Source organism: Streptomyces beihaiensis (assembly GCF_026274175.1).
GTDB lineage: Bacteria > Actinomycetota > Actinomycetes > Streptomycetales > Streptomycetaceae > Streptomyces > Streptomyces beihaiensis.
In genome coordinates, this window is sequence record NZ_JAPHNL010000273.1 from 1 (window position 1) to 18,848 (window position 18,848).

An 18,848-nucleotide genomic window follows, 5' to 3' on the forward strand; every position below is an offset into this window, starting at 1 on the left:
GAGCGGCCACCACGGTCGCCGTCCCGACGGAAACCACCACGGTCGTTGTCACGGCGGAAACCACCACGGTCACGGTCGCGGTCCCGGTCCCGGTTGAAGCCGCCCTCGCGGCGGTCGAAGGAGCGGCCACCACGGTCGTTGTCCCGGCGGTCGAACCCGCGGTCGCGGTCGCGGTCGCGGTTGAAGCCGCCACGGTCGTTGTCGCGGCGGTCGTCGCGGCGCTCGAAGGAGCGGCCACCACGGTCGCCGTCCCGACGGAAACCACCACGGTCGTTGTCACGGCGGAAACCACCACGGTCACGGTCCCGGTCGCGGTCCCGGTCCCGGTTGAAGCCGCCCTCGCGGCGGTCACGGCGCTCGTAGTTGCCCCGGTCGTCCCGGCGCTGGCGCGGCTCACCCGCCGACGGGCGGTCCGTGCTCTCGGCCCGCTCCTGGCTCCGCGGCGCCGCCTCGACGGCGGCCTGCTCGGCGGCGGCCTCCGCGGCGGCGGTGACCGCGGCGGCCACGCCCTCCTCGTCCTCGCCCCGCTCACGCGCGGCACGGGCGACCAGGCGGTCGGCCTCTTCGCGCAGCTCGGCGGCGCGGCGCGTGGCCCGCTCCAACTGCTTGGTCAGCTGGGTGACTTCACGCTCGGCCTGCTGCGCCGCGTTGCCGGCCGACTCGGCCTGCACCTCGGTCATGGACCGGGCTCCGGTGATCTCGGCGACCTCCGGGTCGAACGCCGCACCGCCCTGGATGACGTGGCGCGTGGCGTCGACGCCCGCGTCCTCCATCAGGCGGAAGATCTGACGGCGCTGGTGCGGCAGGGAGAGGGAGACGACGGTGCCGGTGCGGCCCGCGCGCGCCGTGCGGCCCGCACGGTGCAGGTAGTCCTTGTGGTCGCCCGCCGGGTCCACGTTCAGGACCAGGTCGATGCCGTCGACGTGGATGCCGCGCGCGGCGACGTCGGTGGCGACGAGGACGTTGACGTAACCGTCCTTGAAGTCGGCGAGGGTGCGGGTGCGCGCGCCCTGCGTCATGCCGCCGTGCAGCGCGTCGGCCTTCGCACCGGCGTCGCGCAGCTGCTCGGCGACGCGGTCGGCGCCCAGCTGCGTACGGACGAAGATGATGGTGCGGCCCTTGCGGGACGCGATGGCCGCGGTGACCGGCGCCTTGTCCTTCGGCTTCACGACGAGGATGTGGTGCGACATGGTCGTCACCGCGCCCTGGGCGGCGTCGACCTCGTGCGAGACCGGGTCGTTGAGGTAGCGGTCGACGAGCGTCTTGATCTCGTTCTCCATCGTGGCGGAGAACAGCATCCGCTGGCCGCCCGCCGGGACCTGGTCGAGCAGTTCCGTCACCTCGGGCAGGAAGCCCAGGTCGGACATCTGGTCGGCCTCGTCGAGGACCGCGACCTCGACGTCCTCCAGGGAGCAGGCGCCGCGGTTGATGATGTCGCGCAGACGGCCCGGCGTGGCGACGAGGATGTCGACGCCGCGCTCCAGGGCGTAGATCTGGTTGCCCATCGACGTACCGCCGCAGACGACCTTCATCTTCAGGCCGACCTGGTCGCCGTACGGCTGGAGCGCGTCCGCGACCTGCATCGCCAGCTCACGGGTCGGGGTGAGGATGACGGCGCGCGGGCGGTGCTTGGCGGTGCGGCCACCGGCCAGGCGGGCCATCGTCGGCAGGCCGAACGAGAGCGTCTTGCCGGAGCCGGTACGGCCGCGGCCCAGGATGTCCTTGCCGGCCAGGGCGTCCGGGATGGTCGCGGCCTGGATCGGGAACGGGGTCGTCACACCGTTCTGCGCGAGCTTGCGCACGACGGGGTCGGGCAGGCCGAGGTCGGCGAAGGTGATGGTGGGCTCGGCCGTTTCAGCCATGTCGGCCGTTTCAGCCATGTCGGCGACGTCGGCCGTCACGGCCGTTTCGGTCACCTCGGTCGCCTCGGTCTGCTCGGAGGCAGCCTGGTCGACATCGGAGATGGCCTGGTCAGCAGGGAAAATGGACATGCGAAATGCGAAACCTTCCGGAGTCTCGGCACGCGCCCGTCAACTCCGTGTATTCGCAAACTCGCAAATCGACCGCCTCAATGCGGTCCAGCCACGGCAAGGGAGAGTACGCGCCACACGGCACCCTCTTCAGCGGTGCCGGGCAAATGGGATCAAACGATCTACCACCATACGCACCCATCGCCCCTCAAGGCAAACCGACCCCGAACGGGGCCCGGCACGGGGCCCGGCACGGCCACCCCGGAGGGGCGGAGAGTGCCCGAAGACTCCGACCGGACAGAGCCCGCGGAAGCCCGGGAAACACACTCCGGGTAAGCCCGGGGCGGAGGACCCTGAACAGCCCGATGCCCTGGCCGGCCCGATGCCCTGGCCGGACCCCTGAGCCCCCACACCCCGCCCCCCACCCGCACAACCCCTGCGCCCCCCGCCACGCTCACCCCGCCGGCGCCCCGGCCTGCGGCTCCGGTTCCGGCTGCGCCGCCGACTGCGGGGCGAGCTTCTGCTCGTGCGCGGACGACGACGGCTCGGCGACCGTGGGCGACGGCGTGGGCGACGGCGTGGCGGGAGGCGGCGTCGCGGGCGCGCTCTGCGGCGGCGTGGACGGCGCCGTACTGCTCGGCGTCGGGTCGTCCGGGGTCGGCGACTGCCGGGCGCGCGAGGCCGACGGTGACGGCCCGGCCGCCTTCGCCCCGGTCGGCGAGGGCGATGCCGACGGCGTCGCCGACTCCGACGCCGACGGCGAGTCCCCCGGGCTCGCCGACTCGTGACCACGCGCCCCCGCTCCACGGCCCCCGCCGTCCGGCACCACGGCCGCCCCCTCCGGCGCCGCACCCCGGCCGTGCTCGGACACGGAGTGGCCGGGGGCGGGCGGCTTGCCGTCGTCGGCCACGCTCATACAACCGGCGGCCGCTGCGACGGCGACCGTGGTCACGGCCACGCCGCCCAGTCGGCCGCCCAAGCGAAGGGCACGAAGCGGTACGGACAACTGGCGCACGGGCGAGCACCTCCGGGCACGTGACAGGGTCACCGTCTCCAACTCCCGCGCACCACGGGAGGACACGCACGGCGCGCTCCCCCGACAATGGCGGTGTGCTGGAGATGACGCGCGAGACCTTCGAAGAGCTGGTGAGCGACGCCCTCGACCGGATCCCGCCCGAACTGACCCGGGTCATGGACAACGTGGCCGTCTTCGTGGAGGACGAGCCGCCGGCCCAGGGCCCCGAACTCCTCGGCCTCTACGAAGGCACGCCCCTCACCGAGCGCGGCGAGTGGTACGCCGGTGTCCTGCCCGACCGCATCACCGTCTACATGGGCCCCACGCTCCGCCACTGCCAGAGCCCGGACGACGTCGTCCACGAGGTGGCCGTCACGGTCGTCCACGAGGTGGCCCACCACTTCGGCATCGAGGACGCCCGCCTCCACGAACTGGGCTGGGGCTGAGGCCGAGACCAAGGCCAAGACCGAGAGCGGCCCCGAGGCCGAGACCACGCCCAAGACCGAGACCAGGCCCAAGACCAAGACCGAGACCACGCCCAAGACCAAGACCGGGGCGAAAGCCGAGCTGGGGCGAGACCGGAGCGAAGGCCGCACCATCACGTCACGCCCCTGCCTCTCTCCCCTCCTCGCCGCATATCCACCACCATTGACGGGCATACGCGCCCAATGGCCCGCCCACCCGCCGCCATACGCCGAGTCGCCCACCGCCTACGGGGCATACGCATCGCCCCGCCCGCCTTCCTGCCCGGCCGCCGACGGCCGCCGGGCCCCGGCCCCGCCCTGGAACTCGCGCGCACGTCCCGCTCCCACCCCTGGGCCCGCGCCCTCGCCCTCGTCGCCGTCGTCCTGCTCGGCGCCTGGCTCGGGCTGCTGGTCGTCGGCAGCGTGCGCGCGCCCGTCGGACCGATGGACACCCGGATGACGCTGCGCCCCTCCCTCACCGGCGGCACGAAGATCAACGTGTCGCCGCTCGGCGCCCTCGCACTCGACTCCCACACCGGCCCGCTCCGCCTCGACGTCGACGTGGACCGCCTCGACCCGGTCCGCTCCCAGGAACTGGTCGCCCACCCCGAACGCATCTCCGGCCTGCAGACCGAGATCACCCACGACGTCGAGCACGGCACCCTCGACCTGGCCGTCCGCTCCTGCGTGGCCGTCGTCTCCGGCGCCACCGCCCTCGGCCTGGTCGTCTACCGGCGTCCCCGCCGCGCCCTCGCCGCGGGCGGACTCGCCCTCACCCTGCTCATCGCCTCGGGCGCCACCGCGTACGCGACCTGGAACCCGAAGTCCGTCCTGGAACCGAAGTACTCGGGACTGCTCACCTCGGCTCCCGCGGTCGTCGGCAGCGCGCGCTCCATCGTCACCGAGTTCGACGTCTACCAGCAGGAACTGGCTCGCCTGGTCACCAACGTCACCAAGCTCTACGACGTGACCTCCACGCTCCCCGCGTACCGCCCGGACCCGTCCACCATCCGCGTCCTGCACGTCTCCGACATCCACCTCAACCCGGCGGCATGGAAGATCATCGAATCGCTCGTCGCGCAGTACAAGATCTCCGTCGTCGTCGACACCGGCGACACGATGGACCACGGCTCGGCCGCCGAGAACCGCTTCCTCGACCCGATCAAGGACCTGGGCGCACCCTACGTATGGGTCCGCGGCAACCACGACTCGAAGAACGCCACGCAGAAGTACCTCACCTCACGTACGGCCTCCGGCAAACGCTTCCCGAACGTCCACGTCCTCGACAACGGCGCCGCCGCCACCGTCGCGGGCCTGCGCTTCGCGGGGATCGGCGACCCCCAGTTCACCCCGGACCGCTCGGTCAAGGCGGAGGGCGACCCGGCCGAACGCCTGGCGGGCACCCGGCTGGCCTCGGCCGTCACCGCCCAGCGCGCCGCGGGCACCCCGGTCGACATCGCCCTCACCCACAACCCGGTCGCGGCCCGTGAGACGGACGGCACGGTGCCACTGGTCCTGGCGGGCCACATCCACCACGAGCGGATGGAGGTGCTCCCCCGGGGGACCCGCCTGCGGATCGAGGGCTCGACGGGCGGCAGCGGCCTGCGCGCGGTCGACGACAAGAACCCCGACCCCGTCGAGGCGTCGGTCCTCTACCTGGACCGTTCGACCAAGCGGCTCCAGGCCTGGGACGAGATCCACCTGGGCGGCCTCGGACTGACCACGGCCGAGGTCAGCCGCCATCTCCCCAAGGAGAACCAGCCCGGCGCGACCCCGTCCCCAAGCCTGCCCCCACTCCCTTCCCATTCGCCTTCCCAGCCGTCTTCCTCGCCCCCGCCCACGAGCCGCCACTAAACCGTTTTGGCGATACCTCCCCGCATCCCATATGCTTCTCACGTCCCCGACGCGCTGAGAAGCGCCCAGGCGGGCCGATAGCCCTCATCGTCTAGCGGCCTAGGACGCCGCCCTTTCAAGGCGGTAGCACGGGTTCGAATCCCGTTGGGGGCACGCGTTGAAAAGCTTGGTCCTGTGGAGCAGTTTGGAGTGCTCGCCACCCTGTCAAGGTGGAGGCCGCGGGTTCAAATCCCGTCAGGACCGCTTGCAGTCCACTTCGGTGGACTGCGTGGCTGGGTAGCTCAGTTGGTACGAGCGATCGCCTGAAAAGCGATAGGTCGCCGGTTCGATCCCGGCCCCAGCCACCACAAGGAAGAGCCCCGGACGGTCTGCCGCCGGGGCTCTTTCGCGTACTCCAGCCCACCGAGCCGCGCCGCGACGGAGGCGTCGGCGAGGTGGTTCCACACCGTTTCGCATCGGGGCCTGCCGCGCAGGCCGAAGCCGCGCGGTCCCCACGACTGGCCCCCCCGGACACGGCCGGATCGAGCACCACCCGGACCGCAGGCCACGCGCGCCGGCCTGTTTGTCCTGGACGAGGGGGGACACCGGGGCCGGGAGAACGGGCCGGTACCGCACAGCCCTACGGCCCGTGGCGGTGACCACGGGCCGTAGGGCTGACGGGGGAAGCTGTCAGACGCGGCGTCGGCGGCGTCTGAGGAGCGCCGCGCCGATGCCCGCGCCGACGAAGGTCGGCAGACCGTGCACGTCACGGAAGACGGTGTCGACGACGGCGCCCGCGAGCACCGCGCCGCCCCAGATCCGGACCCGGTTGAGCAGCGGGGCGGGCCAGCCGCGCTCGCCCGCCGCGAGGAACAGCCAGGCGACCAGGGCCCCGGCGAGACCGAGGTCGGCCACCGAGTTCCCGGCGCCGTGCGGCTGCCACAGGTAGCCGAGCGCCTCACCGACCGCCCCCGGCACGAGGTACAGCGCGAGCATCGCGCGCGAACCGAAGATCCGCTCGACCGGAACGCCGAGCGCGGCGATCGCCGGGACCGTGACGGCCGCCTGCCACGGCGGCGACTGCACGAGCAGCGGCGAGAGCGCCCGCCACCACTCGCCGCCGGCGAGCGCGTCCGGATCCCGGCGCAGCGCGTCGAGCACTCCGGGAAAGGCGAACTGCGCGGCGGTCGTCGCGCCCGTGACCAGGAGCACGGCGGCCGTCGCGACCGGCACCCGCCGCCCCGTTCGTGCGGCTGCCGTGGTCGGCGCAACCGATGTCTGCCGCTTGTCTGTCTCCATCTGCGACGTACTCCTGTTCCCGTCTGGGTCGGCCCGGCCCGGCGGCCGGGCGGTGCCCCGTCCTCGTGACTATGCTGCACGCCCACCTCGGGGTCGGTGGATCCGAACTCGAACAGCCTGCTCACGAGGGGCCGGACCGGCCCGCGACCTGCACACGCAGCGGAAGGCCGGGACGGGCGGTCAGCTCGGTCCCGGTCAGCCCGGCGGCGGCCGGCATCGCGCCGTACGCCTCGGTCGAGTGCAGCTCGCCGCCCGCCGTCCAGGACAGCAACAGCAGGCCGAGCAGGTGGGCGTGCGGCTCCTGCGCGGGCGACTGGTCGCCGGTGGTGAAACCGACCGTGACCGGGCGCCCGTCCGGCTTGAGCGCCCCGGCGAGGCGGCGCACCAGTTCGGCGGCGCGGTCCGGGGCGAAGTGGAAGAGCAGGTTGCCGACCACGATCAGGTCGTACGGACCGTCGAGCGGCACGTCGAAGGCGTCGCAGGGCAGCAGCCGCACCCGGTCGCGCACCCCGAGCCGTTCGGCGTTGGCCTCGGCGACGGCGAGGACGCTGGACCAGTCCTGCGCGTCGACCCGGGCCGCCGGGTGCCGCTCGGCGAGGATGCAGCCGGTGAGCCCATGACCGCAGCCCACGTCGAGCACCTTCAGTTCGGGGCGCCGGGCCGACCAGGGCTCGATGACGTCGGCACCCCGGGTGCCGGTGCGGTACGTGCCCTACAACGGGCCCGGCGCGCCGCCGGACCCGCGCCTGGCGCCGTCGCAGCGGGCGTCGGCAGCTCCAGCTCTTCCCCAGCGTGCAGGCTCACGGCAACGTCACCAAGGTGCACGGCGGCTCGGACGTGGAGGAGTACATCGAGTACTTCGCCGAGGACGCGCGGGCGCGGGACGAGGGCCCGATACTCACCGACAGCCTCCAGTCCGAACAAGGCCCCTGGTTTCCGCACAAGAGCAACCGCGACATGGCCCCGATGGGCCCGGTCCGGACACCCGGCGCGTCGCCGGCATCCGGCGTCCCGCGCTCTCCGCCCGCCTACCGCCTACCCTCGCCGCAGGACCTCATAGGCCGGGCCGGACAGCGCCCGGCCCGGCTTCACGCCCGCGTCAGTGGACGGAGTCGAGCTTCGCGCGCTGGTCCTCGGTGAGGTCGAGGTCGACCGCGCCCAGGCTGTCCTCCAGCTGAGCCACCGAGGAAGCCCCGACCAGCGGGAGAATCGGGATGTCGCCGCCCATCAGCCAGGACAGGACGACCTGGTTGACGCCGGCCCCGGTCTCGGCCGCCACCTCGCGGACCGCCTTGAGCCGCGGCTGGGTGCCCGCGTGGTCGAAGCCCGGACCGAGCGGCTTGTCGTCGCGCACGTACGCGCCCGAGATCAGCGGTGAGTACGCGACCTGGGTCAGCTCCGGGTTGGCCCGCAGGTAGCTGAGCAGGTCGCCGCTGGTCAGGCCCTGGTTGCCGTCGGGCGAGCGCAGACTCGGGATGTCGGTGCGCTGGCGCAGGTAGCTGTGGTGGTGCTGGAGCACCTCGTAGCCGGGCACACCCGCGGCCGCGGCCAGGGCGCGGGCCCGCTCGATCCGCCAGGACCAGTGGTTGCTGGCACCGAGCAGACCGGCCACGCCGCCCGCGACGACGTCGGCGAAGCCCTGGACGGTGTCCTCCAGGGGCGTGTGCTCGTCCATGATGTGCGCGTACAGCAGGTGGATCTTCTCGATGCCGAGGCGCTCGCGGCTCTCCTCCGCCGCCTCGCGGATGACCTTCGCCGACAGGCCCTCGACGTCGAGGCTGAACGTCCGCGTGGGCTGGTTGGGGCGGGCACCCAGCTTGGTGGCGATGGTGAACTCGTCGCCGACGCCGCGGGACTTGAGCCAGCGGCCGACCAGCTCCTCGCTCTCGCCGCCCCGGGTGCCGTGCACCCAGAACGCGTAGTTGTTGGAGGTGTCGATGAAGGTGCCGCCGGCCTCGGCGAACCGGTCGAGGATCGCGAAGGACGTGGCCTCGTCGACGGTGGAGCCGAAGGTCATGGCGCCGAGGCTCAGCACGCTGACCTCGCGACGGGTCTCGGGGGAGCTTCCGATGACGCGGTACTTCATGGGGGTGTCCTTTCGGATCAGGTGGGGGCCGGCAGGTCGGCGCGCAGCTCCGACACGACGGCTTCCAGGTGGGGTACGAGGAAGAAATGGCCGCCCGCGTACGTGCGCAGGCGGAAGGCACCGGTGGTGTGGGTGCGCCAGGCCCGTGCCTGCGGCTCGTCGACCCGGGGGTCGGTGTCGCCGATGAGCGCGGTGACCGGGCAGTCCAGCGGCTCGGCGCCGCGAAACCGGTAGGTCTCGGTGGCCACGTAGTCACTGCGCACGGCGGGCAGGATCGCGGCCAGCAGCTCCGGGTGGTCGAGCATCCGCTCGTCGGTGCCGCCGAGCAGCTTCATGTCCGCAATGAGACGCGTGTCGTCGGCCAGGTGCACCGAGCCCGGCGCGGGGATCGACGGCGCGCGCCGCCCCGAGACGGTCAGGGCGGCGGGCGGGTGGCCCGCGTCGCGCAGCCGGCAGGCCACCTCGAAGGCGAGGGAGGCGCCCATGCTGTGTCCGAGGACGGCGAGCGGGCGGTCGAGCAGGGCGCCCGGCGCGTTCAGGAGTTCGGACGTGATCAGGTCCGCCATGTCGTGCAGCGACTCCACGCACGGCTCCCCGAACCGCTCCTGGCGGCCGGGATACTGGACCACCAGCACGTCGGCGTACGGCTCCAGGGCCGCCGACAGCGGGAAGAAGTACGAGGCGTTGCCGCCCGCGTGCGGCAGCACCAGCAGCGGCGGGGCGCCCTGTGGGGCGCGGTGGAAGCGGCGCAGCCACCGGGAGCCGGTCGGCGGGGCGGGCGGACCGCCCCGGTTCGTGGGCCGGGGACCGGGAGCGTGTGTCATGCCGCGCTCCCCGCCCGCCCGTTGCCGCGGCGGGCACGCCGGGCAGTGATGGGGACCTGCGAGTCCCTGCGGCCGTAACTGCCCAGGTAGATCTCCTGCGCCCGGGCGACGGACTCACACAGCGTCGCGAGCGATTCCCTCTGCTCCTCGATCTCGCGCCGCATCCGGTCCATCTGCGCCCCGGCGGCGAGGCGCGGCGGGATGGGGGCGAGGCTTCCGTCCGAAGCGCGCTGCGTGAGCCCCAGGTCGAACAGGCACTGCGGGCAGTCGCTCGGAACGGGGCTCCCCCGGAGCGTGTCCGCGTAATAACGCAGACCGTCGTCGCAGATCTCGACGGACGGTTCTCGGTCACCTTCGTCCGGTTCCATGCACATTCGTCCCCCTTGCTGGTTCTCGCATTGCACATTGCAGCTTCATCCTCCTGGCCCGGCGGCCCGAGGACCGTTCGGGGGCGCATGATTTCGCACGGGGAACCACCACGGATCTTTCATGAATTCGCCGTGCCCAAGCGCCCGTTCGCACTCAGTCGCACGCACTCGCACGCACTCGCACGCACTCGCACGCAGCCGAGAAAGCGAAGGCAAGAGATGCTCCAGCACGCCCCACGCGGCGCCGGAACACCCCGTCGGGCGTGACGGCAGGTACGCGTACGGGGCCACGCTCGGCGGAGCCGCCCGTGGCGCCGTCGGCCCGGCGCCAAAACCGTTCGCCACCGATTTCCCGGAGGTGAGATCCTGGACCCCGTATGTCTACGCAGCCCGCTCCCTCCGCTGATCGGATCGCCGCCGTGGCCCGGCGCCTGTCCGACCTGTCCCTGCGCGACGCGCACCGTCTCGGCCGCAGGCTCGAAGGTGCCCGCAAGATCCGGGGGCCCGAGGCCCGCGCCGCCGTCGTCGCCGAGATCGACGCGGAGGCCGAGAAGGCCGCCGTGCGCACGGACGCGCGCCGTGAGCGCCGGGCGGCGCTCGACGTCACGTATCCCGAGCAGCTTCCGGTCAGCCAGAAGAAGGACGAGATCGCCGACGCGATCCGCGACCACCAGGTCGTGATCGTCGCAGGTGAGACCGGGTCCGGGAAGACCACCCAGATCCCGAAGATCTGTCTCGACCTCGGGCGCGGCGTGCGCGGCATGATCGGGCACACCCAGCCGCGCCGCATCGCGGCCCGTACGGTCGCCGAGCGGGTCGCCGAGGAGCTGAGCACGCCGCTGGGCGAGGCGGTGGGCTGGAAGGTGCGGTTCACCGACCAGGTCGACCAGGACGCCACGTTCGTCAAGCTCATGACGGACGGCATCCTGCTGGCCGAGATCCAGACCGACCGCGACCTGCGCGCGTACGACACGATCATCATCGACGAGGCTCACGAGCGGTCCCTCAACATCGACTTCCTGCTCGGGTATCTGGCGCAGTTGCTGCCGCGCAGGCCCGACCTCAAGGTCGTCATCACCTCCGCCACCATCGACCCCGAGCGGTTCTCGCGGCACTTCGGCGACGCGCCGATCGTCGAGGTCAGCGGGCGTACGTATCCGGTGGAGGTGCGGTACCGGCCGCTGCTCGAAGAGGACAGTGAGGACTCCGACCGGGATCAGATCACCGCGATCACCGATGCCGTGGAGGAGCTGCAGCGCGAGGGGTCGGGCGACATCCTCGTGTTCCTCTCCGGCGAGCGCGAGATCCGCGACACCGCGGACGCGCTGGAGAAGAAGAAGTACCGGAACACCGAGGTCCTTCCCCTCTACGCGCGCCTTTCGCACGCCGAGCAGCACCGTGTCTTCCAGCGGCACAGCGGGCGGCGGATCGTTCTTGCGACGAACGTCGCCGAGACCTCGCTCACCGTGCCCGGCATCAAGTACGTGATCGACCCGGGCACCGCCCGTATCTCGCGCTACTCGCACCGCACGAAGGTGCAGCGGCTGCCCATCGAGCCCGTCAGCCAGGCCAGCGCCAACCAGCGCAAGGGGCGGTGCGGGCGTACCTCGGACGGCATCTGCGTCCGGCTGTACAGCGAGGACGACTTCCTCGCCCGGCCGGAGTTCACCGATGCCGAGATCCTGCGCACCAACCTCGCCTCCGTCATCCTGCAGATGACCGCGGCCGGGCTCGGTGACATCGAGAAGTTCCCGTTCATCGACCCGCCGGACCACCGCAACATCCGTGACGGCGTCCAGCTGCTCCAGGAGCTCGGGGCGCTCGACCCGAAGCAGAAGGACGTACGCAAGCGGCTCACCCAGCAGGGCAGGAAGCTGGCGCAGCTGCCGGTCGACCCGCGGCTCGCCCGGATGGTCCTGGAGGCCGACAAGAACGGGTGCGTGCGCGAGGTCATGGTGATCGCCGCGGCGCTGTCCATCCAGGACCCGCGCGAGCGGCCGCAGGACAAGCAGGCACAGGCGGACCAGCTGCACGCCCGGTTCAAGGACGAGACCAGTGACTTCCTGGCCTTCCTGAATCTGTGGCGGTACGTGCGCGAGCAGCAGCGCGAGCTCGGTTCGTCGGCGTTCCGGCGGATGTGCAAGCGGGAGTACCTGAACTTCCTGCGGATCCGTGAGTGGCAGGACATCTACACCCAGCTGCGGACCGTGGCCAAGCAGATGGGAATTCACCTCAACGACCCGGACACACCCGCTCCCGACGACCACATCCACATCTCCCTCCTGTCCGGCCTCCTCTCCCACATCGGGATGAAGGACGTGAAGGAGTCCAAGGAGTCAAGGGAGTCCAGGGAGAAGGATCCCAAGCAGCAGCGCGAGCGGGGCGGGCGCAGTGAGTACGTGGGCGCCCGCAACGCCAAGTTCGCGATCTTCCCGGGCTCCGCGCTGTTCAGGAAGCCGCCGCGGTTCGTGATGTCCGCCGAGCTCGTGGAGACCTCCCGGCTCTGGGCGCGGGTCAACGCGAAGATCGAGCCCGAGTGGGTCGAGCCGCTCGCCGAGCACCTGCTCAAGCGCACGTACAGCGAGCCGCACTGGGAGAAGGACCAGGCGGCGGTGATGGCGTACGAGAAGGTGACCTTGTACGGTGTCCCGCTGGTCGCGCAGCGGAAGGTGAACTACGGGCGGATCGACCCGGAGGTCTCCCGCGAGCTGTTCATCCGCAACGCGCTGGTCGAGGGCGACTGGCGTACGCACCACAAGTTCTTCGCCGACAACCGCAGGCTGCTGACCGAGGTGGAGGAGCTGGAGCACCGGGCGCGGCGCCGTGACATCGTCGTCGACGACGAGACGCTCTTCGACTTCTACGACCAGCGGGTCCCGGAGCATGTCGTGTCCGGCGCCCACTTCGACTCGTGGTGGAAGCAGAAGCAGCGCGAGGAGCCGGAGCTGCTCGACTTCGAGCGGTCCATGCTCATCCGGGAGTCCGCGGAGGCCGTCACCAAGGCGGACTATCCGGACTCCTGGCGGCAGGGGCAGCTGAAGTTCCGGGTGACCTACCAGTTCGAGCCGGGGGCGGACGCGGACGGTGTGACCGTGCACATTCCGCTGCAGGTGCTCAACCAGGTGTCGGACGAAGGGTTCGACTGGCAGATCCCCGGGCTGCGCGAGGAGGTCGTCGTCGAGCTGATCCGGTCGCTGCCGAAGCCGATCCGGCGCAACTACGTGCCCGCGCCGAACTTCGCGAAGGCGTTCATGGAGCGGGCGGTGCCGTTGCGGGAGCCGCTGACGGTCACGCTCGCGCGTGAGTTGCAGCGGATGGTCGGGGTGCCGGTGTCGGCGGACGACTTCGACCTGTCCCGCGTGCCCGACCATCTGAAGATCACCTTCCGGATCGTCGACGAGCGACGCAGGCGGCTCGCCGAGGACAAGGACCTGGAGGCGCTGAAGCTGAAGCTCAGGCCGAAGGCGCGGCAGGCGATCTCCAAGGCCGCCGCGGCGACGGCCGAGCGCGCGGGCGGCCCGTCCGTCGAACGCACGGGGCTGACGGACTGGACGATCGGCACGCTCTCCCGGGTCTTCGAGACGCGGCGGGCCGGGCAGCCCGTCAAGGCGTATCCGGCGCTGGTCGACGACGGCCCGGCGGCGGGCACCGTCTCCGTACGCCTCTTCGACACCGAGGCCGAGCAGGCGCGGGCCATGTGGAAGGGCACGCGCCGGCTCATCCTGCGGAACATCCCGGTGAACCCGGGCAAGTTCGCCTCGGACAAGCTGAGCAACGCGGCGAAGCTCGCCCTGTCGGCCAACCCGCACGGTTCGGTGCAGGCCCTGTTCGAGGACTGCGCGATGGCGGCGGCGGACCGGCTGATCGCGGAGTTCGGGGGGCCGGTGTGGGACGAGGAGTCCTACCGGAAGCTCTACGACAAGGTGCGCGCCGAGATCGTCGACACGACCGTGCGGACGGTCGACCAGGTGCAGCAGGTCCTCGCGGCCTGGCAGGCGTGCGAGCGGCGCCTGAAGTCGGCGAAGAGCCCGGCGCTGCTGCCCAACCTCCAGGACGTGCGGGCGCAGTTGGACGCGCTGGTGAAGCCGGGGTTCGTCACGGCCACGGGAGTGCGCCGCCTGCCGGACCTGCTGCGCTATCTCGTCGCGGCCGACCGGCGGCTTCAGCAGATGCCGACCAACGTCCAGCGGGACACGACCCGCATGGAGAAGGTCCACGAGATGCAGGACGAGTACGCGTGGCTGCTCGAACAGATGCCGCAGGGGCGGCCGGTGCCGCGGGAGGTCCTGGACATCCGCTGGATGATCGAGGAGCTGCGGGTCAGCTACTTCGCGCACGCGCTCGGCACGGCGTATCCGGTCTCGGACAAGCGGATCGTGAAGGCGATCGACGCGCAGGTGCCGTAGCCGTCGGGTTACCCAGGGTGAATTCGACCGGCGGGCCTGCGCTGCTGTAGAGTCTCGTTTCGCAGCACGGCGCCGGGCGCCGACGCCGCGAAACCTGGTCCTGTGGAGCAGTTTGGAGTGCTCGCCACCCTGTCAAGGTGGAGGCCGCGGGTTCAAATCCCGTCAGGACCGCATCAGAAGAAGGCAGTTGAGGCTCGCACCGTTCGGTGCGGGCCTCTTCGCGTGTGTGAGACGCCTTGACTGGGGAACTCGGGCTCGGTACCCCGGAACCAGGAGGCGGAGCCCATGAACGCGACGGCACGGCGGCACGAGACGCGCGCGCTGTTGCGCGCCCACCTCGCCGCCGCGTCCGGCTATCGGCACCTCACCCGGCACTGCCCGGTCTGCCACCAGCTGCTCAGACTCGCGATGACAGCACCCCCGACCCCGGGGCCGAAGCCCCCCTCGAAGGCCCTGGACGGGCATCAGGACGGCCGCAGGGGCAATGGGGCCCAAAGTCCCTCCAAGGAGTGACCAACGGCGACCTACGCGGCCCTCAAGAGGTGGGACTCTGGAGGGAGTTCGCAGCCTCCGCCTCCATTAACGCAAGCGCGCCGCCAGCAACAAGAGTTCGAACATGTGACGGGTGTCACCGGAAGAGTTTTGGAAACACCGTTTCTTACACCCTTCCTACAACGGCTCAATTTAATATGTGCAATTGCACCACCCTGACACATCCACCGCCTAGCCCTTGGCCGACCTCTTGGCCGACCCCGAACCAGCGCCGGACCGGCCCCGCTCAGAGTCGAACAGGACCACCCACGGCTACCCGCGGGAACCCCGTCCGGCGCGCACAAAAAAGATCGCGCTGGACCCGGCGGAGTCCAGCGCGATCGACGACGCACCCGTGATGCAGTGGAGATGACGCTTCAGTGGGCGTGGGGCTGTTGGGGCAGAACCCGCGTCGTATGGAGCATGTGCTCTGGGCACGGGCGGGTTGGGGGACCCGAAGTGCCCGGTTTTACTGCGTTGTGCGGTGCCTCAGGCCTCGCTGCGCTGCTGCGGAATGCCCGCCAGCAGGGCGCGGACCTCGGCCTCGCGGTAACGGCGATGCCCGCCGAGCGTGCGGATCGACGTGAGCTTGCCGGCCTTCGCCCAGCGCGTGACCGTCTTCGGGTCGACGCGGAACATGGTGGCGACCTCGGCGGGGGTCAGCAGCGGCTCGGCATCAGGGGTGCGAGCGGTCATGAGCGGCCTCCTCGGGAGAACCGACGTTCTCGGTTCTTTCCTCTAAATTCTGCACCTTGACCCGCGTTGCCCGAAATGGCGGACGCGAGTCGAGTCGGTTATAGGACGAACGGCTTGTCCTCGGCACTACAACTACACCATCTGTCCAGCCGCGTCGGCCAAACCGATGGAATTGCCCTCCCAGGTGTTCATCAGCGACGGAAGCCGATGGACCATGCCATAGCGGACAGTCACGCGACCGTGACGATCAGTCACAGAGCGCTCAGGAGTCACCGGACCCCCCAAAGACAGTGCGATGCCGAGTGTTCCGTCCTCAGTTGGACGGAAGGAGCCCTCCCCGGACTCCTTGTCCTATTTTGGCACGAGGAGGGGTGATGGGCGCAAGGTCGGGGTAAGTGCGCTCTATCACGCTTGAGCCGTGCTTGAGTCAAACGCCCGGATCGGGACGTAGGTCCTTCGGTCCGCGGGCCGGCGGCCGGTCCGCGGGGGCCGGGTGGTCGGTACGCGGACTGGATGAGATTCGCGTACTGGTCAGTTCGCGTACCGGTCAGTTCGCGTACCGGTCAGTTCGCGTACTGGCGGTCCCGCACCGACCGCCAGCGTTCCACGAGCCGCGCGTACGCCTCGCCCGCGCCCTCGCCGTCACCGCGCCGCAGCGCCGCGATGCCCTCGGCGACGTCCGCCGCCGAGTGGTCTTCGGCCAGGAAGCCCGGCGGCAGCACGTGCACGAGTCCGCCGTAGTCCAACTCGACGTAGGAGCGCGGGTGGAACTCCTCCAGCCAGCGCCCCACGTCCACCAGGCCGTCGATCAGCGGCCCCTCGTCGATCGCGTCCCTCAGCGCCTTCAGACCCCGCGCCACCCGCCGCCTGGCCTGCACCATCGGCGTGCGGTACCGCAGCAGGGGGCCCTCCTCGGCGCCCTTGTGCTCGTAACGCCGCTCCGCGTCCGAGACGAGCACGAACCAGGACAGCGGCACCTGCCACGTCGACGTCCTGATCCAGGGCCGCGCGTCCGGGTTGAGCTCCAGCCAGCGCTCGTAGTCGTCGGCGGCCTGGCGGCGCACCACCGGCGGCAGCACCGCGTCGAGCACCGTCGGCGGCAGCCGGCCCGGCAGCTCGGCGAGCGCCTGCCAGCCCCGCAGCCGGGTGCGCCACGGGCACACGCACAGCACGCCCTCCGCCTCCAGGACGAACGCGTCGTCGCTCTCGTGCACCGGCACGGCCACCGGCGGCACCGGCACCAGGTCGGCGAGGGAGCGGCGCAGCTCGTCCTGGCAGGACGGCAGCCGCTCCCGCTTCGCGTAACGCTCCCAGTGGTCGCGCTCGCGGCGCGGGAACGCGGCCAGGGGCTCGTAGACGCGCAGATACGCCGCGTACGGGACGGTCACCGACGACACCTTGGGCACGGCTGCTCCCTCCCCCGCCCACGGTCCTGAAAACACTCCAAATCGTGCCACGTGGCTCAAGACGATCCCCGCGGGCACCCACGCACGCCCACGGACACCCACGGACACCCACGGGCACTGACGCGCGCCCGCGGACACCCACGCGAGAGAGTGATCCTCGGCACTGCGGCCATGGCGGGCCCGCCGACGCTCTAATCTCGTGCTCGCAGTACACCGAGCAGGGCGGAGTCCCGCCACCCGCACGGGGCCCGCCCGACCGCCGCTACGTACTTGGGAGTCACCACAGTGACCGATGTGACCGGCGAAACAGCAGACGTCCTCCACACACTGTTCCACTCGGACCAGGGGGGCCACGAGCAGGTCGTGCTCTGCCAGGACCGCTCCAGCGGCCTCAAGGCCGTCATCGCCATCCACTCCACCGCCCTGGGCCCGGCCCTCGGCGGCACCCGCTTCTACCCGTACGCCACCGAGGCCGAGGCCGTCGCCGACGCGCTCAACCTGGCCCGCGGCATGTCGTACAAGAACGCCCTGGCCGGCCTCGACCACGGCGGCGGCAAGGCCGTCATCATCGGCGACCCCGCCGACCGTGAGCACGGCGGCGTCAAGAGCGAGGAGCTGCTGCTCGCCTACGGACGTTTCGTGGCCTCCCTCGGCGGCCGCTACGTCACCGCGTGCGACGTCGGCACGTACGTCGCCGACATGGACGTGGTGGCGCGCGAGTGCCGCTGGACCACCGGGCGCTCCCCGGAGAACGGCGGGGCGGGCGACTCGTCCGTGCTGACCGCCTACGGCGTCTTCCAGGGCATGCGGGCCAGCGCCCAGCACCTGTGGGGCGACCCGTCGCTGCGCGACCGCAAGGTCGGCATCGCGGGTGTCGGGAAGGTGGGCCACCACCTGGTCGAGCATCTGCTCGCGGACGGCGCCGAGGTCGTGGTGACCGACGTGCGCGAGGAGTCGGTGCGGCGGGTCGTCGAACGCCACCCCGAGGTCGCGGTGGCCGCCGACACGGACGCGCTGATCCGCACGGACGGCCTGGACATCTACGCCCCGTGCGCGCTCGGCGGCGCCCTGAACGACGACTCGGTGCGGGTCCTGACCGCGAAGGTGGTGTGCGGCGCGGCCAACAACCAGCTCGCGCACCCGGGCGTCGAGAAGGACATCGCCGACCGCGGCATCCTGTACGCGCCCGACTACGTGGTGAACGCGGGCGGCGTCATCCAGGTCGCCGACGAGCTGCACGGCTTCGACTTCGACCGGTGCAAGGCCAAGGCGGCGAAGATCTTCGACACCACCCTGGGGATCTTCGCCCGCGCAAAGGCGGACGGCATCCCGCCGGCCGCGGCCGCCGACCGGATCGCCGAACAGCGCATGGCGGAGGCCCGCGCGGCGGGCTGAGAATCGCCGACCGGGGGTGCTGCGGCCCCGGCCGTAGCACCCCGAGGTAACAAGCGTCACTCCGCCCGCCGTGTCGTGCGTCAGGAAAAGGTTAAAATCGCGCCTGACCAGCGAGGAAAGGGCTTCTTGCCGGTCCTGCGCCCCGGCACGTGCTGTGGGCGACGTACCGTATGGGCGCGGGCTCAGGTACCGTGGAAGCCCTACGGACCGGTCTCCTTGTAGGGAGTCCGTTCCAGATCATGAACGCGTGTCAAGACTCTGGGGCCGTCGAGCCCCGTCACCGAGGGGGTCGAGCCATGGGGCGCGGCCGGGCCAAGGCCAAGCAGACGAAGGTCGCCCGCCAGCTGAAGTACAACAGCGGTGGGACTGACCTGTCGCGTCTGGCCAACGAGCTGGGCGCTTCGAATTCGCCGCAGCGGCCGTCGAACGGCGAGCCGCAAGAAGGCGACGAGGACGACCTGTACGCCCGTTACGCGGATTTGTACAGCAGTGACGACGAGGACGACGAGGACTCGGACGAGTCCGGTCCCTCGTCGCAGCGCCGCGGCGCTTGAC

15 protein-coding genes, 4 tRNA genes and 1 pseudogene are annotated in these 18,848 nt (G+C 71.2%); 12 read left to right on the plus strand and 8 right to left on the minus strand.

What is annotated here, in order from left to right; translation table 11 throughout:
• The coding region (locus OFY01_RS22325; protein ID WP_407700403.1) for a DEAD/DEAH box helicase at positions 1-1,991 on the minus strand (1,991 nt) is incomplete at its 3' end.
• A 533-nt stretch (positions 1,992-2,524) separates the two neighbouring features.
• On the opposite strand from OFY01_RS22325, the gene OFY01_RS22330 reads away from it, so the two are divergent.
• From OFY01_RS22330 to OFY01_RS22355, 6 genes are all read left to right on the plus strand, one after another.
• Positions 2,525-2,758 (plus strand): hypothetical protein, encoded by a 234-nt coding sequence (locus tag OFY01_RS22330; protein WP_266602698.1) that lies wholly within the window; start codon positions 2,525-2,527, stop codon positions 2,756-2,758.
• 322 nt (positions 2,759-3,080) lie between these two features.
• Complete coding sequence (locus OFY01_RS22335; protein ID WP_266602700.1) at positions 3,081-3,431, plus strand: metallopeptidase family protein; 351 nt, start codon at positions 3,081-3,083, stop codon at positions 3,429-3,431.
• A 222-nt stretch (positions 3,432-3,653) separates the two neighbouring features.
• Positions 3,654-5,303 (plus strand): metallophosphoesterase family protein, encoded by a 1,650-nt coding sequence (locus tag OFY01_RS22340; RefSeq protein ID WP_266602701.1) that lies wholly within the window; start codon positions 3,654-3,656, stop codon positions 5,301-5,303.
• Between the two features lie 80 nt (positions 5,304-5,383).
• A tRNA-Glu gene (locus OFY01_RS22345) sits at positions 5,384-5,456 on the plus strand.
• A gap of 15 nt (positions 5,457-5,471) precedes the next feature.
• Positions 5,472-5,546 (plus strand) — tRNA-Asp (locus OFY01_RS22350).
• A gap of 27 nt (positions 5,547-5,573) precedes the next feature.
• A tRNA-Phe gene (locus OFY01_RS22355) sits at positions 5,574-5,650 on the plus strand.
• 322 nt (positions 5,651-5,972) lie between these two features.
• On the opposite strand, the gene OFY01_RS22365 is transcribed toward OFY01_RS22355, so the two are convergent.
• Both OFY01_RS22365 and OFY01_RS22370 read right to left on the minus strand, forming a co-directional pair.
• Positions 5,973-6,581, minus strand: a complete 609-nt coding sequence (locus OFY01_RS22365; protein ID WP_266602702.1) for a rhomboid family intramembrane serine protease — start codon at positions 6,579-6,581, stop codon at positions 5,973-5,975.
• Positions 6,582-6,702: 121 nt separating this feature from the next.
• Complete coding sequence (locus OFY01_RS22370; RefSeq protein WP_323135545.1) at positions 6,703-7,257, minus strand: SAM-dependent methyltransferase; 555 nt, start codon at positions 7,255-7,257, stop codon at positions 6,703-6,705.
• A 107-nt stretch (positions 7,258-7,364) separates the two neighbouring features.
• On the opposite strand from OFY01_RS22370, the pseudogene OFY01_RS22375 reads away from it, so the two are divergent.
• A pseudogene (locus OFY01_RS22375) lies at positions 7,365-7,721 on the plus strand (NDP-hexose 2,3-dehydratase family protein); the annotation flags it as partial.
• Here the strand turns inward: OFY01_RS22375 and OFY01_RS22380 are convergent.
• Genes OFY01_RS22380 through OFY01_RS22390 form a run of 3 tightly spaced genes read right to left on the minus strand, consistent with a single transcriptional unit; the run spans position 7,681 to position 9,859 of the window.
• The gene (locus OFY01_RS22380; protein ID WP_266602703.1) at positions 7,681-8,667 is read right to left on the minus strand and encodes an aldo/keto reductase; all 987 of its coding nucleotides are present in this window, start codon (positions 8,665-8,667) and stop codon (positions 7,681-7,683) included. The pseudogene OFY01_RS22375 and the gene OFY01_RS22380 overlap by 41 nt on opposite strands.
• Before the next feature lie 17 nt (positions 8,668-8,684).
• Entirely contained in the window at positions 8,685-9,491 is an 807-nt protein-coding gene (locus tag OFY01_RS22385; protein WP_266602704.1) for a thioesterase II family protein, read from the minus strand.
• Positions 9,488-9,859, minus strand: a complete 372-nt coding sequence (locus OFY01_RS22390) for a hypothetical protein (RefSeq protein ID WP_266602705.1) — start codon at positions 9,857-9,859, stop codon at positions 9,488-9,490. The genes OFY01_RS22385 and OFY01_RS22390 overlap by 4 nt, the downstream gene beginning before the upstream one ends.
• Before the next feature lie 377 nt (positions 9,860-10,236).
• Between OFY01_RS22390 and hrpA the strand changes: the two genes are divergently transcribed.
• From hrpA to OFY01_RS22405, 3 genes are all read left to right on the plus strand, one after another.
• Positions 10,237-14,265 carry an ATP-dependent RNA helicase HrpA gene (gene hrpA / locus OFY01_RS22395; protein WP_266602706.1) on the plus strand — a complete coding sequence of 1,343 codons (4,029 nt, stop codon included), beginning with the start codon at positions 10,237-10,239 and terminating at the stop codon, positions 14,263-14,265.
• 96 nt (positions 14,266-14,361) lie between these two features.
• Positions 14,362-14,436, plus strand: a tRNA-Asp gene (locus OFY01_RS22400).
• Positions 14,437-14,550: 114 nt separating this feature from the next.
• The gene (locus OFY01_RS22405; RefSeq protein ID WP_266602708.1) at positions 14,551-14,778 is read left to right on the plus strand and encodes a DUF6274 family protein; all 228 of its coding nucleotides are present in this window, start codon (positions 14,551-14,553) and stop codon (positions 14,776-14,778) included.
• Between the two features lie 507 nt (positions 14,779-15,285).
• Here OFY01_RS22405 and bldC read toward each other — a convergent pair.
• Positions 15,286-15,492 (minus strand): developmental transcriptional regulator BldC, encoded by a 207-nt coding sequence (gene bldC / locus OFY01_RS22410; protein ID WP_003949541.1) that lies wholly within the window; start codon positions 15,490-15,492, stop codon positions 15,286-15,288.
• A 563-nt stretch (positions 15,493-16,055) separates the two neighbouring features.
• Positions 16,056-16,898 (minus strand): hypothetical protein, encoded by an 843-nt coding sequence (locus OFY01_RS22415; RefSeq protein WP_266602710.1) that lies wholly within the window; start codon positions 16,896-16,898, stop codon positions 16,056-16,058.
• A 285-nt stretch (positions 16,899-17,183) separates the two neighbouring features.
• Between OFY01_RS22415 and OFY01_RS22420 the strand changes: the two genes are divergently transcribed.
• Complete coding sequence (locus tag OFY01_RS22420) at positions 17,184-18,293, plus strand: Leu/Phe/Val dehydrogenase (protein ID WP_266602712.1); 1,110 nt, start codon at positions 17,184-17,186, stop codon at positions 18,291-18,293.
• A gap of 296 nt (positions 18,294-18,589) precedes the next feature.
• Complete coding sequence (locus OFY01_RS22425) at positions 18,590-18,847, plus strand: DUF3073 domain-containing protein (protein ID WP_266602714.1); 258 nt, start codon at positions 18,590-18,592, stop codon at positions 18,845-18,847.
• Position 18,848: the final 1 nt, after the last annotated feature.